Below are 12,857 nucleotides of genomic sequence, written 5' to 3' on the forward strand. Positions count from 1 at the left end.
ATGTCGAACCCGAAGCCGCTCATGGACGGCAAGCGCGGCCTGATCATGGGCGTCGCCAACGACCGCTCGATCGCCTGGGGCATCGCCACCGCGCTGGCCGCGCAGGGCGCGGAGCTCGCCTTCACCTACCAGGGCGACGCGCTGCTGAAGCGCGTGAAGCCGCTGGCCGATTCGATCGGCGCGCGTCTGGTTCTGCCCTGCGACGTCAGTGACGAAGCCAGCATCGACGCGACGTTCGCCGCCATCGAGGCGGAATGGGGCAAGCTCGACTTCGTGGTGCATGCGATCGCGTTTTCCGACAAGAACGAGCTGGACGGCAAATACCTCAACACCACGCGGGGCAACTTCCTCCGCACCATGGACATCTCCGCCTACTCGTTCACCGCGGTGGCCCAGCGGGCGGTGCCGCTGATGACCGACGGCGGCAGCCTGCTGACGCTGTCCTACTATGGTGCCGAGCGCGTGATGCCGCACTACAACGTGATGGGCGTGGCGAAGGCCGCCCTCGAGGCCAGCGTACGCTATCTCGCGGTGGATCTGGGAGCCCAGAACATCCGCGTCAACGCGATTTCCGCCGGCCCGATCAAGACGCTGGCCGCCAGCGGCATCGGCGACTTCCGCTATATCCTGAAGTGGAACGAGCTGAACGCGCCGATGAAGCGCAACGTCACCATCCAGGAGGTCGGCGGCGCCGGCCTGTTCCTGCTGAGCGACCTGGGCGCCGGTGTGACGGGCGAGGTGATGCACGTGGACAGCGGCTATCACGTCGTCGGCATGGTGGCGGTGGACGAGGCGGCCGCGGTGGGCCAACTGCTGAACGGCCTGAGCGCCAGCACCGCCAAGGCGGAGTAAGGCGGCGCTCCCGCCGGGCCGGGGGCGGCAACCGCCTCCCCCACCCGTCATCCCCGCGAAGGCGGGGATAACGGTGATGGGACATGAGTGATTGCGCGTGAGGGGTCTCCGATGGCCGGCAACAGCTTCGGCAAGCAGTTCCGTTTCACCACCTGGGGCGAGAGCCACGGGCCGTCGATCGGCGTGGTGGTGGACGGCTGCCCGTCGCTGCTGGACCTGTCGGAGGCCGACATCCAGCCCTGGATGGACAAGCGCCGGCCCGGCCAGTCGCGCTTCACCACCCAGCGTCAGGAACCGGATCAGGTCAAGATCCTGTCCGGCGTGTTCGAGGGGAAGACCACCGGCACGCCGATCTCGCTGCTGATCGAGAACACCGATCAGCGCTCCAAGGACTACGGCGAGATCGCGCAGAAGTTCCGCCCCGGCCATGCCGACTACGCCTATCAGGCCAAGTACGGCATCCGCGACTACCGCGGCGGCGGCCGGTCCTCGGCGCGCGAGACGGCGTGCCGGGTCGCCGCGGGCGCCGTCGCCCGCAAGGTGCTGGCGGGCATCTCCGTCCGCGGCGCACTCGTCCAGATCGGCCCGCACAAGGTGGATCGCGCGCGCTGGGACTGGGCGGAGGTGGACAACAACCCGTTCTTCTGCCCCGACGCGCAGACCGCGGCGCTGTGGTCCGACTACCTCGACGACATCCGCAAGCGCGGGTCCTCCATCGGCGCGGTGGTCGAGGTGGTGGCCTCCGGCGTGCCGGCCGGCCTGGGCGAGCCGCTCTATGACAAGCTCGACAGCGACCTCGCCGCCGCGATGATGACCATCAACGCGGTCAAGGGCGTGGAGATCGGCAACGGCTTCGAGGCCGCCGCGCTGACCGGCGAGGAAAACGCCGACGAAATGCGCCACGGCAACGAGTCCGGCCCGCGTTTCCTGTCCAACAACGCCGGTGGCGTGCTGGGCGGCATTTCGACGGGCCAGGACGTGGTGGTGCGCTTCGCGGTGAAGCCGACCAGCTCGATTCTCGTCACCCGCCGCACGGTGGACCTCCAGGGCCACGACACCGACCTGATCACCAAGGGCCGCCACGATCCCTGCGTCGGCATCCGCGCCGTGCCGGTGGGTGAGGCGATGATGGCCTGCGTGCTGGCCGACCACTGGCTGCGCTGGCGCGCCTACGCGCGCTGATCGGGAGCCACACCTCATGTCCGTCGCCGGCAACAGGCACGAGTTTACCGGCTTGCCGGTGCGACTGAGACGCATTGTCGCCGGCACGGGCTGGGGCACGCTGGTGGCGCTGGGGCTGGCGGCGGTCATCGCCGCCCCCATCGCCGCGGTGTTCCTGCAAGCGCTGTCCGCGTCCAGCGACGGAATGTGGACGCACCTCGCGCAGACGGTGCTCCCCGATTATGTGGTCAACACGCTGGCGCTGCTGCTGATCGTCGCCGGGATGACGCTGGTGGTCGGCGTGGCGTCGGCTTGGACCGTCACCATGTACGAATTCCGCGGCCGGGCGGTGCTGCAATGGGCGCTGCTGCTGCCGCTCGCCATGCCGGCGTACGTGCTGGCGTACACGTACACCGACTTCTTCCAGTTCACCGGACCCTTGCAGACGTGGATGCGCGCCGCCTTCGGCTGGCGCAAAGCGGACTATTGGTTCCCGGAGATCCACTCGCTGGGCGGCGCCGGCTTCGTTTTGTCGTCGGTGCTCTACCCGTACGTGTACGTGCTCGGCCGCTCGGCGTTCCTGGAGCAGTCGGCCTGCGTGCTGGAGGTCAGCCGTACGCTCGGCTCGACGCCCTTCGGGGCGTTCTGGCGGGTGGCGCTGCCACTGGCCCGTCCGGCGCTGGCGGCCGGCGTCGGCTACGCGCTGATGGAGACGTTGGCGGATTTCGGCGCGGTGAAGTACTTCACCATCGACACCTTCACCGTGGGCATCTACCGCACGTGGTTCGCGCTGGGCAGCCCGGCCGCGGCGGCGCAGCTCGCCGCCTTGCTGCTGCTGTTCGTCGTGGTGGTGGTCGCGTTGGAACGGGTGTCGCGCGGCCGCATGCGCTTCCACCAGACGACGACCAAGTACCGCGCGCTGCCGACCATCCGCCTGACCGGCGGGCGCGCCGCGCTGGCCTGGATGGTGTGCGGAACGCCGGTGTTCTTTGGCTTCCTGCTGCCGGCCGGCATTCTGCTGCGCCTGATCGCCACCGGCGGCGAGGAGGTGTGGGGCGCCTCCGTCGCCCTGCCGGCGCTGAACAGCTTCATGCTCGCCGCGTCCGGCGCCGTCGTGGTGGTGGCGGTCGGGCTGGCGGTAATCCACGGCGTGCGCAGCGAGCGCAGCCGGCTCGCCGCCATTGCCGCGCGCGTCGCCACGCTGGGCTACGCCACGCCGGGCACGGTGATCGCCGTGGGCATCCTGATCGCCATCGGCGCCATGGGGCAGTGGTTCGGCCTGCCCGCCGGCACGCTGCTGGGCGCCACGGTGTTCGGCATCCTGTACGGCTACCTGATCCGCTTCTTCCAGGTCGCCTACGGGCCGCTGGAATCCGGCTTCGCCAAGGTCAGCCCGAACATCGAGGGCGCAGCGCGCTCGCTGGGCAGCGGGCCGGTGCAGGTGCTGTTCCGGGTGCAGGTGCCGCTGCTGCGCGCCAGCATCCTCAGCGCGGCGCTGCTGGTCTTCGTGGACATCATGAAGGAGCTGCCGGCGACGATGATCCTGCGCCCCTTCAACTTCGAGACGCTGGCCGTCGAAGCCTTCCGCATGGCCTCCACCGAGCGCCTCGACGCCGCCGCCCTGCCGGCGCTGATCATCGTCGCCGTGGGCCTGCTGCCGGTGATCCTGCTCAGCCGCTCGCTCAACGCGTCGCGGCCCGGCCACCGCTGAGCCCCCTGCGGCACTCCGCCGCATGCCTGCTCCTTTCGTCGCGCGGCCTCTCGACAGCCCCTCCGCGCTCTGCTATCCAGATCGCAACTGATAATGATTTGCAATTGCAGAGGTGGCAGGATGCTTCGTTCCAAGCTGGGCGCGCTGGCCCTTTTCGCCGGGATCTGTGTGGGTGCCGGTGCGCAGGCCGCCGAGGTAAACGTCTACAACTCGCGCCATTACAGCACCGACAAGGCGATCTACGAGGCGTTCACCACCGCCACCGGCATCAAGGTCAACCTCATCGAGGGCAACCCCGACGAGCTGATCCAGCGCATGAAATCGGAAGGTGCCGACAGCCCGGCCGACCTGTTCATCGCCGTGGACGCCGAGCGTCTTGCCCTGGCGGCGCGTGAGGGCCTGCTCGCCCCGCTGCCGTCGAAGTCCCTGGAAGCGGTCATCCCGACGCATCTGCGCGATGCCCAGGGGCAGTGGTACGGCCTGTCGATCCGCGCCCGAATCCTGGTGTACGCCAAGGACCGCGTGAAGCCGGAAGACCTGAAGGACTACGAGGATCTCGCCAAGCCGGTCTGGAAGGGCCGCGTCCTGGCCCGCAGCGGCACGCACCCCTACAATCTGGCGCTGACCGCCTCGCTGGTCGCCGCCAACGGCGAAGAGAAGACCGAGGCGTGGGCCAAGGGCCTTGTCGCCAATCTGGCGCGCGCGCCGAAGGGCGGCGACACCGACCAAATCAAGGCCGTCGCCGCCGGTGAAGGCGACGTCGCCATCAGCAACTCCTACTACCTCGGCAAGCTGATGACCTCGGCCAAGCCCGAGGATCGCGCGGTGGCCGAGAAGGTCGGCGCCATCTTCCCGAACCAGTCCAATCGCGGCACCCACATGAACCTCAGCGGCGCCGGCGTGGTGAAGACCGCCCAGCACCGCGAGGAAGCCGTCAAGCTGCTGGAATACCTCGCCAGCCCGGACGCGCAGCGCGCCTTCGCCGACGGCAACATGGAGTTCCCGGTGAACGCCACGGTGCAGCCGCACCCGGCCCTGGTGTCGCTGGGCGCCTTCAAGCAGGACAGCCTCAACGCCGCGGCGTATCTGGAGAACAACCAGAAGGCCCTGCAGATCATGGACCGCGCCGGCTGGAAATGATGCCCGGCTGAAAATAATGCTATGAAGACCGCCGCGGGCCTCCCGGTCCGCGGCTTTCCGCAGGTGGGGCACCATGTCGAAGCCGCCGTCATCGACCATCCAGATCGCCGACGTCCGCCACCGTTACCCCGGCCATACCGCGCTGAACGACGTGTCGCTGACCGTCGCCCCGCACGAGGTGACGTGCATCGTCGGCCCATCCGGCTGCGGCAAGTCCACGCTGCTGCGCCTGATATCAGGGCTTGAGACCGTGCAGGCCGGCGCGATTTCCATCGGCGGCGTTCCGGTCGCCGTGCCCGGCCGCTCGCTGCCGCCGGAGCGCCGGCCGGTCGGCATGATGTTCCAGGACTTCGCGCTGTTCCCGCACCTGACGGTGGCCGGCAACATCGCCTTCGGCCTGCGCCACCGCCCGCGCGCCGCGCGCGAGGCCCGCGTGGCCGAGCTGCTGGATCTCGTGGCGCTGGAACGCTACGCCGACGCCTACCCGCACACGCTCTCGGGCGGGCAGCAGCAGCGCGTGGCGCTGGCCCGCGCCATGTCGCGCGAGCCCGACGTGCTGCTGCTGGACGAGCCGTTCTCGGCGCTGGACGAGCAGATGCGCCGCGCCGTGCGCGAGGAGGTGGTGCAGATCATCCGCGCCAGCGGCATCGCCACCATCGTCGTCACCCACGACCCGGAGGAGGCCATGGAGATCGGCAGCCGCGTCGTGGTGATGACCGAGGGCCGCATCGTCCAGGCCGACACGCCCTACGCGCTGTACCGCAACCCAGCGAACAGCTTCGTCGCCCAGCTGTTCGGCGAGTTGAACCGCTTCTCCGCCCGCGTGGTGGACGGCCATCTGGACACCCCGCTCGGCCGCTTCGCCGTCCCAGCAGAAGCCGCCACCGGCTGCATGGAGGTCGCCTGCCGGGTCGAGGACGTGACGGTGCAGCCCCCCGGCGGCGTCTCCGGCGGCATCGCGGCCACCGTGCGGCGCACGAGTTTCCTGGGATCGACCACCCGCGTGTGCCTGAGCCTGCCGGCGGCCGGGATGCCCGATGGCGTCGAGATCCACGCCCGTCTGGCCGGCTACGTGCCCATGCGCGCGGGCGATGCAGTGACGGCATCCGTCGATCCGCAACGGTTGATGCTGTTCCGCGACGAGCGAGCGGGCGCGTAGCCCCGACGTATTGCCCTGTTTCCCAGCCAATGACGCCCGCCGTCGGTTCCTCCGGAGCAAGAAAAAGGAAGCGCCATACGGGTCCGTATGGTAAAAATGATTGATCTCGCCGAGCCGATCCCGCCGCCGCTGCGCCCCACGGCTCCCTGGACCATGGATCGAAGGAAGAGCAATGGGACCGTCATGCTTCGAAGCCTCCGCCATCATTTCCAACAACGTTTGGGTCGACCATCCGCGGGGACGGCTTTTCGCGCGTGTCTGGACCCCTGCCGGTGAGGCGGGCACCGCCCCGTCGGACAGCCCCATCGTGCTCTTCCACGACTCCCTGGGGTGCGTCGATCTGTGGCGCAACTTCCCAGCCGATTTGAGCGCGATCACCGGACGCCGAGTCATCGCTTACGACCGCCTGGGGTTTGGAATGTCCGATCCCCGGCACGACACCCTAGCGCCAGTGGGGTTCATAGCCGACGAGGCGAAGACCTACCTTCCGGTCATCCGCGAGCAACTCGGCTTCCAGCGATTCGTCGCCTTCGGTCACAGCGTCGGCGGCGGCATGGCCGTCCATTGCGCGGCCGCGTTCGCCACGGATTGCGAAGCCCTGATCACCGAATCAGCGCAGGTCTTCCCGGAAGACCGGACTCTCCAGGCCATCGCGGTGGCCAAGGAGCAATTCAAGGACGAACGGCAGGTCGATCGCCTCAAGCGGTATCACGGGGAAAAGGCCAAGTGGGTCCTCGATGCCTGGACCGATTCGTGGCTTCATCCGGAGTTCGCGTTGTGGTCACTCGCCGGCGTCCTGCCTCTGGCGACCTGCCCGGTGCTCGCCATTCACGGAATCCACGACGAGTACGGAACGACACGCCATCCGGAGATGATCGGGCAGCTCTCCGGTGGTCCGTCGCGGGTCGAGATCATGGCGGACACCTATCATGTGCCGCACCGTGAGCGGCCGGAAACCGTCCTCGCCCTAGTGTCCGGGTTCATCGCCTCGCTCTGGTAAGGACGAGTCCACCCCGTCCTCATTCCGCCGCCTTGGCGTATTTCTTCTTCGCCACGTCCAGCGACGCCAGGAGCTGCTGCCCGGTGGCGCCGCCGTCGCCGCTGACTCGGCCGTTCATCACCGCCTTGATGGCGTCGACGTGCGCCTTGAACAGCAGCTGCTCGTTGGGGGCCACCGCCTTCAACCCGCCGCTCGTCGCCTCGTACAGCGCCTTGGCGATGTGGGTGATCAGCGGGTAGCCGAAGATGCCGCCCTGCCCGCGCATCTCGTGCGCCGAGCGGTTGATGTCCGCCACCAAACCGGCTACGTGGCGCGAGTCGCCCCCCAGGCGGTCGACGCGGCGCGCCATTTCCTCGACCTCGCCGACGATCCAGGTGGCGTAGTCGCCGGCCCGGCTCTGGATTTCCGCCTCGGCGGCTTCCAGCACCGACTCCGGCAGGATTGGCACCGGGTCGCGCGGGTTGATGCCGGCCTTGGCGCCCAGCCGGTTCGGCAGCTCGAAATAGACGACCGGATAGCGGTCGATGCCCACGGATTTGGACTGGCTGTGCACCACCAGGATCTCCGGATCGGAGGTCATGCGACAGTCCATCTGCACCGGCTTGGCGGTGCGCCGGCGATCGGGGCCGAAATAGCCGTTGGCCAGAACGAAGCGCCTGGGGCGGGCGATGGCCAGCATCAGCCGGTTGCTCACCGTGTGCGCCGAGAAGGGCTTGGCGAGGAAGTCGGTGGCTCCCAGGTCGCGGGCCTGCGCCACATAATGCCGGTCGGCCGCGCCGGACAGCATCAGCACCGGCAGGAACTTGTCCGGCGATTTCGGGCTGGAGCGAATCCAGCGCAGCAGCATCATGCCATCCACCTCGGGCATGACGATGTCGGTGATGACCACGTCCACCGGCGACGCGCCGGGTGGCAGCGCCGCCTTTCGGTCCTCGAAGAAGCGGATGGCGTCGGCGCCGCTTTTGGCGGCGTGCACCGTGCCCACGCCGACGGTGCGCAAGGCGCCCACCAGCACCGAGCGGATGAAGGCGTTGTCCTCCACCACCAGCACGGACAGCTGGCCCAGCCGCGACCACCCCTTGATCGGTGCGTCGTTCATCGCGATTTGCTGATCTAGTGCCTTGGATTAACGGCGAATTCATGCCACGTCCGGGACAGCCTTGCGAGGAAGAAGTTGAGGGCACCGGCACAGGGAAGGCTTTGCGCGGACGCATGGCGCCGCTACCTTGGACCGAACAACAAAAGGAGGAACCGAAGAGATGCCGCAGCCCGACCATATCATGGCCCTGCCCGTGCCCGACCCGTCCACGCTGGACGACGACATGAAGGCCTATTTCGACAAGTGCACGGAGAAGCTCGGCTTCATCCCCAACGTTCTGCGCTCCTACAGCGCGCGGCAGAAGAAGCTGCGCACCTTCGCGCAGTTCTACAACGAGCTGATGCTCGGTGAGAGCAAGCTGTCCAAGCTGGAGCGCGAGATGATCGCGGTGGTCGTCTCCTCGGCCAACCACTGCTATTACTGTTTGGTGGCGCACGGGCAGGCGGTGCGCAAGCTGTCCGGCGACCCGGAACTGGGCGAGATGCTGGTGACCAACTACCGCGTCGCACCGCTGGAGCCGCGCCAGCGCGCCATGCTCGACTTCGCCTGGAAGCTCACCAAGGAGCCGTGGGCCATGGGCGAGGACGACCGCGAGGCCCTGCGCCGCGCCGGCTTAAGCGATGACGAGATCTTCGACGTCGCCGACGTGGCCGGGTTCTACAACATGTCGAACCGCGTCGCCTCGGCGGTGGACATGATCCCCAACCGCGAATACCACGCGCTCGACCGCTGATAGGGACCCTCCCGATGCTGCGCTTCCTCGTCCGTCTGTTCGCCTTCGTCGGCTTCCTGGTGGTGGCCGGCATCGGCACCGCCGTGTGGTTCGTCTGGCAGCACGAGGAGTCGCTGCCGGGCTCCATCGTGCTGAACCTGGACCTCGACCAGCCGCTGTCCAGCCGGCCGGACGGCGACGCGCTGAGCAGCCTGCTCGGCCGCGAATCGAGCCTGCGCGACGTGGTGGACGCGCTCGAACAGGCGCGCACCGACAAGCGGGTCAAGGGGCTGGTGGTGCGCCTGGGCGGACATGAGCCGGGTTTCGCCGAAGCGCAGGAGCTGCGCGCCGCCGTCGAGCGGTTCCGCAACTCCGGCCGCTTCGCGCTGGCTTTCGCCGAGGAGTTCGGCGGCGGCGGGTCGGGCAACCGCTCGTACTATCTCGCCACCGCCTTCGACGAGGTGTGGATGCAGCCGTTGGGCAACGTCGGCATCACCGGTCTGGCGGCGCAGATCCCCTTCGTGCGCGGCGCGCTCGACCAGTTGGGCGTCCAGCCGCAGGTCCAGCAGCGCGAGGAGTACAAGAGCTTCGCCGACACCTTCACCCAGCGCGACCTGACCCCTGCCAACCGCGAGGCGACCCAGGCGCTGCTCGGCGACCTGTCGCAGCAGATGATCGACGGCATCGCCAAGGCCCGGCGCCTCGACCCGGCGGCGGTGCGCGGGCTGATCGACCGGGCGCCGCTGCTCGACCAGGAGGCGTTCCAGGCCCGCCTGATCGACCGCATCGGCTACCGCGACGAGACGGAGGCCGAGGCCGAGCGCCGTGCCGGCGGCGCCGAAATGGTGGACCTTGCGGACTACCTGGAGTCCACCGGCCGGCCGCACGACGACGGGCCCACCGTGGCGCTGATCCACGCCATCGGCAACATCACCCGCGGCGAGAGCGAGGGACACGGCATCGGCGAGCTGACCGCCGGCTCCGACACCATCGTCGAGGCGTTCGAGGACGCCATCGACGACGACGACGTCAAGGCGATCCTGTTCCGTGTCGACAGCGGCGGCGGCTCGGTCACCGCGTCGGAGACGATCCGCCGCGCCGTGGTCAAGGCGCGCGAGCGCGGCAAGCCGGTGATCGTCTCCATGGGCGACGCGGCGGCGTCGGGCGGCTACTGGATCTCGATGAACGCCAACCGCATCGTGGCATCCCCCGGCACCATCACCGGCTCCATCGGCGTGGTGGCCGGCAAGATGTCGGTGGACGGCCTGTCGGAAAAGCTCGGCGTGCACTGGGGCGTGGTGGCGGACGGCCGGAACGCCGGCATGTGGTCGCCCTTCCAGCCCTTCAGCCAGTCCGAGCAGGACCGCCTGACGGCGATCATCGACAGCACCTACTCCACCTTCCTCGCCAAGGTCGCGGAGGCGCGCAAGCTGCCGCCGGACAAGGTGCGGGCGGCGGCCAAGGGCCGCGTCTGGACCGGCGCGCAGGCGCTCGGCCTCGGCTTGGTGGACGAATTGGGGGATACCGAGACGGCGCTGGTGCGGGTGCGCGAGGCGATTGGCCTGGCGGCCGACGCCCCGGTGTCGCTGGAAGTGTACCCGCCGCCGAAATCCACCCTGGAGGAGATCATGAGCGTGGCGTCCGGCAAGGGCCTCGCGCAGGGTGCAATGGCACGGATGGCGGCGCTGCGCCCATGGCTGGAAGCGATGCGGGAGGCGGTGACGCCGGGGATCAGGGCGAGCACGCCTAAAGTTAAAATAAATTAGCGCCGTATTTTGTTAAATTTGGTCGTTGGGTGGCTGCCGCTCTGAGATGAGTGCCTCTGGTTAACGTCTCTTGACCAACCAGGAAGCCTGTTGTAGGATGACAATCCTTAAATCAGGCGAATACGCGGTATATTCGGGGAATTTTTGCTTAAATGCCTAACTTGACCAGCAATCACCAGCACGTTGGAGCCCTCAGAATCTTGAGTCAGCGGATACTCAGGGTAACTTCAAGTGATACGCACATCCTACGAGCGAATACTCTGGTATGCATTCAGTTGAACACAGCACGCGCAGCCCTGGCGCCAAAGCAGAGGTTGCACCACCACTTCAATTTACGTAGATTGCGCCCCTCTTCCTTGGGGAGCCGGTCTCACTTGAGTAACAACCAATCTCTCACATACCACAGGGTCCCCTTGAAGCTGCACCAAAGCGAGGCAACTTTGGGAGCGGTAAAAGAGGACAGGCTCATGGCGCTCGCGGACATGCGTATGTTCGGAAAGATTGCCGAGTCGGATCTTCTTTTGATCCAAGGAGCTGTCCTCTGTAAGCCGACAGCAATCTTTCGCGGCTTGAAGCGGCCTATGAGTGTGCCAGGGTACCCTCCTTGGTACAGAGAGGATCGCGTATTGACGTTGGTTTGCAAGCCAAGCTTCGGTGTTGATGCATCGTCCGGAAAACCGAACCGTTGCGATCCTCCCGCAACGAGTGTATTTGTTGCATATCTTCGTCGTGTAGACGATGATGGCCAACGCGATCAGATCAGGCGCAACCTCGCAGCGGATCACCAGACGGTGTATCTCATTTACCATTGGGAATGGGTTTTGAGCGACGCTGTCATGCCCGAGTTGCCCGAGGATCACGCAACGCGTTATTCGGAGAAAATGCCATGGCCATAGAGCGACAGACCGCTGAGCTGTTCGCGCGGCTCTACGCCATGAATGACGGCAAGCCGTTTGAGCCGACAGCGTATTTCGATCCGGAGATGGATCAGTTGATCTATCTCCGAAGCAATGAGTCGTATCGGGCGAATCGCGTAGATGAGCACCTGACTCTACTTTGGCACGCCCAACACCCTCAATTAGTTGGCGTGAAGATCAAGGGCTTCCGTAGCCTTTTTGACCGCCTTAAAGAGCAAGGTCTTGTAGAAGAGAGCCACTTTATACCTTTGTGCAAGGCATTGACCTTATTATTGCACAACGGCATTGAGGAAACGCGCGCCCAACAAGGAACAACCCCCCCTAAAACTAATGCCCATCATAGCACGCATGACAACATTTACAGAGCCAAGCTCTACCGACAAGCTGAGGAGGTTGTGGGCGACTACCGGTATCGCCTTGATGAGAGGCTTCTGAAGATTGCCCCATGCCATGCTTACTAATATTAGGAAAGACGATATGAAGAGGCGCCCACCCAGCGCCTCTTTTTGCTTCCTAATCCACAAAATATTGATAAAGACTTCCCGATCAATTTATTTTGTCACTCATCCAAAAAGGTAGAGGGTGGACCATACACCGCACCGATCAGGAACTCCTTGTTCCCCTCCGGGCCGCTGATCGGGCTCTCGGCGATGCCCAGCACGCGCCAGCCGGGCAGGCCGTTCAGCCAGTCGCGGATGCGCTCGCAGACTTCCGCGTGCAGTTCCGGCTCGCGCACCACGCCGCCCTTGCCGACCCGGCCCTTGCCGACCTCGAACTGCGGCTTGATCAGCGCCACCAGCCGCGCCCCTGAGGCTGCCAGCCCCAGGGGGCCGGGCAGCACCACTTCCAGCCCGATGAAGCTGGCGTCGCACACCACAAGGTCGATTGCGTCGGGGATCTCGGCGCGGGTCAGGTGTCGGGCGTTGGTCTTTTCCAGCACCACCACGCGCGGGTCCTGCCGCAGTTTCCAGGCCAGCTGCCCGTGCCCGACATCCACCGCGTAGACCTTGGCCGCCCCACGGCTGAGCAGCACATCGGTGAACCCGCCGGTGGACGCGCCGACGTCCAACGCCACCAGCCCCGCCGGGTCGATGCCGAATTCGTCCAAGCCCTTCACCAGCTTAAGCCCGCCGCGCGACACCCATGGGTGGTCCTGGCCCTTGACGGACAGCGGTGCCTCGGCGGGCAGCAGGTCGCCGGCCTTGTCGATGCGCCGGGTGTCGGAATAGACCAGTCCGGCGAGGATCAGCGCCTGCGCCTTGGCGCGGCTCTCGGCAAGCCCACGCTCCACCAGCGCCATGTCCACGCGCACCTTCGCCATGCCCTTGCTCTCCCCTCGG

Annotated in this window: 11 protein-coding genes; 9 read left to right on the forward strand and 2 right to left on the reverse strand. The window is 66.7% G+C overall.

Annotated features, from left to right (window positions below; genetic code table 11):
- The 6 genes from fabI to ACSVDD_RS04770 all read left to right on the forward strand — a co-directional run bounded on the left by fabI (position 1) and on the right by ACSVDD_RS04770 (position 7,023).
- On the forward strand, positions 1 to 852 hold the full coding sequence (gene fabI / locus ACSVDD_RS04745) for an enoyl-ACP reductase FabI (RefSeq protein WP_448188132.1): 852 nt from the start codon (positions 1 to 3) through the stop codon (positions 850 to 852).
- A gap of 111 nt (positions 853 to 963) precedes the next feature.
- On the forward strand, positions 964 to 2,034 hold the full coding sequence (gene aroC / locus ACSVDD_RS04750) for a chorismate synthase (protein ID WP_448188133.1): 1,071 nt from the start codon (positions 964 to 966) through the stop codon (positions 2,032 to 2,034).
- A gap of 16 nt (positions 2,035 to 2,050) precedes the next feature.
- On the forward strand, positions 2,051 to 3,724 hold the full coding sequence (locus ACSVDD_RS04755; protein ID WP_448188134.1) for an ABC transporter permease: 1,674 nt from the start codon (positions 2,051 to 2,053) through the stop codon (positions 3,722 to 3,724).
- A gap of 120 nt (positions 3,725 to 3,844) precedes the next feature.
- Positions 3,845 to 4,864: a Fe(3+) ABC transporter substrate-binding protein gene (locus ACSVDD_RS04760; RefSeq protein ID WP_448188135.1), complete on the forward strand. Its 1,020-nt coding sequence runs from the start codon at positions 3,845 to 3,847 to the stop codon at positions 4,862 to 4,864.
- A gap of 73 nt (positions 4,865 to 4,937) precedes the next feature.
- Positions 4,938 to 6,023 (forward strand): ABC transporter ATP-binding protein, encoded by a 1,086-nt coding sequence (locus ACSVDD_RS04765; RefSeq protein ID WP_448188136.1) that lies wholly within the window; start codon positions 4,938 to 4,940, stop codon positions 6,021 to 6,023.
- 307 nt (positions 6,024 to 6,330) lie between these two features.
- Positions 6,331 to 7,023 carry an alpha/beta fold hydrolase gene (locus ACSVDD_RS04770; RefSeq protein WP_448188137.1) on the forward strand — a complete coding sequence of 231 codons (693 nt, stop codon included), beginning with the start codon at positions 6,331 to 6,333 and terminating at the stop codon, positions 7,021 to 7,023.
- Positions 7,024 to 7,042: 19 nt separating this feature from the next.
- Here the strand turns inward: ACSVDD_RS04770 and ACSVDD_RS04775 are convergent, their stop codons facing one another.
- The gene (locus ACSVDD_RS04775) at positions 7,043 to 8,122 is read right to left on the reverse strand and encodes a response regulator (RefSeq protein WP_448188138.1); all 1,080 of its coding nucleotides are present in this window, start codon (positions 8,120 to 8,122) and stop codon (positions 7,043 to 7,045) included.
- 160 nt (positions 8,123 to 8,282) lie between these two features.
- Between ACSVDD_RS04775 and ACSVDD_RS04780 the strand changes: the two genes are divergently transcribed.
- The 3 genes from ACSVDD_RS04780 to ACSVDD_RS04790 all read left to right on the forward strand — a co-directional run bounded on the left by ACSVDD_RS04780 (position 8,283) and on the right by ACSVDD_RS04790 (position 11,978).
- Complete coding sequence (locus ACSVDD_RS04780; RefSeq protein WP_448188139.1) at positions 8,283 to 8,855, forward strand: peroxidase-related enzyme; 573 nt, start codon at positions 8,283 to 8,285, stop codon at positions 8,853 to 8,855.
- Positions 8,856 to 8,869: 14 nt separating this feature from the next.
- Positions 8,870 to 10,600, forward strand: coding sequence for a signal peptide peptidase SppA (sppA, locus tag ACSVDD_RS04785; protein WP_448188140.1), 1,731 nt, complete (start codon positions 8,870 to 8,872; stop codon positions 10,598 to 10,600).
- A gap of 886 nt (positions 10,601 to 11,486) precedes the next feature.
- A complete protein-coding gene (locus ACSVDD_RS04790) occupies positions 11,487 to 11,978 on the forward strand; it encodes a hypothetical protein (protein WP_448188141.1) in 492 nt (163 codons plus the stop codon).
- Between the two features lie 98 nt (positions 11,979 to 12,076).
- On the opposite strand, the gene ACSVDD_RS04795 is transcribed toward ACSVDD_RS04790, so the two are convergent.
- Positions 12,077 to 12,838: a TlyA family RNA methyltransferase gene (locus ACSVDD_RS04795; protein WP_448188142.1), complete on the reverse strand. Its 762-nt coding sequence runs from the start codon at positions 12,836 to 12,838 to the stop codon at positions 12,077 to 12,079.
- Between the last annotated feature and the right edge of the window lie 19 nt (positions 12,839 to 12,857).

This window comes from Azospirillum terrae, assembly GCF_053470425.1.

What these genes read in the sequence shown, in the direction of transcription:
- ACSVDD_RS04775 (WP_448188138.1), bottom strand. Translation starts at nt 8,122, where the DNA reads ATGAACGACGCACCGATCAAGGGGTGGTCGCGGCTGGGCCAGCTGTCC.
- ACSVDD_RS04765 (WP_448188136.1), top strand. Translation starts at nt 4,938, where the DNA reads ATGTCGAAGCCGCCGTCATCGACCATCCAGATCGCCGACGTCCGCCAC.
- ACSVDD_RS04760 (WP_448188135.1), top strand. Translation starts at nt 3,845, where the DNA reads ATGCTTCGTTCCAAGCTGGGCGCGCTGGCCCTTTTCGCCGGGATCTGT.
- ACSVDD_RS04795 (WP_448188142.1), bottom strand. Translation starts at nt 12,838, where the DNA reads ATGGCGAAGGTGCGCGTGGACATGGCGCTGGTGGAGCGTGGGCTTGCC.
- sppA (WP_448188140.1), top strand. Translation starts at nt 8,870, where the DNA reads ATGCTGCGCTTCCTCGTCCGTCTGTTCGCCTTCGTCGGCTTCCTGGTG.
- ACSVDD_RS04755 (WP_448188134.1), top strand. Translation starts at nt 2,051, where the DNA reads ATGTCCGTCGCCGGCAACAGGCACGAGTTTACCGGCTTGCCGGTGCGA.
- aroC (WP_448188133.1), top strand. Translation starts at nt 964, where the DNA reads ATGGCCGGCAACAGCTTCGGCAAGCAGTTCCGTTTCACCACCTGGGGC.
- ACSVDD_RS04790 (WP_448188141.1), top strand. Translation starts at nt 11,487, where the DNA reads ATGGCCATAGAGCGACAGACCGCTGAGCTGTTCGCGCGGCTCTACGCC.
- ACSVDD_RS04780 (WP_448188139.1), top strand. Translation starts at nt 8,283, where the DNA reads ATGCCGCAGCCCGACCATATCATGGCCCTGCCCGTGCCCGACCCGTCC.
- fabI (WP_448188132.1), top strand. Translation starts at nt 1, where the DNA reads ATGTCGAACCCGAAGCCGCTCATGGACGGCAAGCGCGGCCTGATCATG.